General features: G+C 32.4%; 2 protein-coding genes and 1 pseudogene. All 3 read right to left on the bottom strand.

Annotation, left to right across the window (positions count from 1 at the left end; genetic code table 11):
• A pseudogene (locus tag BHE89_RS19005) lies at positions 1–278 on the bottom strand (nuclease); the annotation flags it as partial.
• Complete coding sequence (locus tag BHE89_RS23965; RefSeq protein ID WP_171742542.1) at positions 262–414, bottom strand: hypothetical protein; 153 nt, start codon at positions 412–414, stop codon at positions 262–264. The gene BHE89_RS23965 and the pseudogene BHE89_RS19005, both read right to left, overlap by 17 nt.
• Before the next feature lie 33 nt (positions 415–447).
• On the bottom strand, positions 448–845 hold a 398-nt coding region (locus BHE89_RS19000), incomplete at its 5' end, for an immunity 22 family protein (RefSeq protein WP_069368484.1).

The raw sequence follows: 845 nt of genomic DNA, 5'->3' as shown, positions 1-845 counted from the left end.
TGTTCAAAACTATCCATAGATGACTCACTCGTCATTGCAAAAACATTCCCTGTTTGAGTATTTAATAAGAGGGTATAAGGATCTGACAGTGCAATAACCATCATATTTTCAGGTCGCTTATTACCAATCCACCATTGTTCAAACCCATTAGGACTATTTAGCATAAACAGTCTTTCAAGATAGCCTTCACCACAGCCAAAGCTGATATTAAATAATGAAAAATTATCTAAATTATAGAGAGAGATAAAAGAGGTAAAATCATCAGGAAGAGAAAGCATTAATTTTTTGTTCTAACGTCTCTAAATCACTAAGTGGTGTTGTTCTTTTAAAAAGCATTAAATCATCAAAATCTTCACCTAAAGGGGAAAATTTGTTTTCTAGCTTTTTTGTAATTTCATCAAGCGTTAATAGCATGATCAGCTCAGCCTAAGGGTATTTTTAAACCTGTTAATCACCATTATATTCGCCCATATAATGTAAATTATTATAGGTTTGATTATCGCACTGATTGATAACAAGCTCAGGATCTTGATACCAAAATATCGCATTGGCACTTTTAATTCCTAGCTCTTCACATTTAGCTTTAATTAATGGTATTTCACTTTCATCGACAGCAGCATCTACTAGAATTTCATCAAGCGTAACATTGTTATCAAAGCGAGAAATAACACCAATAAAATCTTCGTCGTACCACATTATTCCCAGATCTTTGCAAAATCCACACACTCTATAATTAGGAGAATCTATTCCGTCTTCAGCAGAATAATCTAACTCAAAATAATGCATATATTCTTCTTCAGAAGAAAAATTACTGCCAATCCATAAATGTACTCTATTTTCCATAT

It is taken from the genome of Shigella sp. FC1967 (assembly GCF_001743005.1).
In the GTDB taxonomy this organism is placed as follows: domain Bacteria; phylum Pseudomonadota; class Gammaproteobacteria; order Enterobacterales; family Enterobacteriaceae; genus Proteus.
Note: the sequence above shows the minus strand (reverse complement) of the source record. Positions and strands in the feature narration are given on the sequence as shown.

Excerpts from the sequence above, each read along its gene's own strand:
- BHE89_RS23965 (WP_171742542.1), bottom strand. The coding sequence starts at position 414 with ATGCTATTAACGCTTGATGAAATTACAAAAAAGCTAGAAAACAAATTT.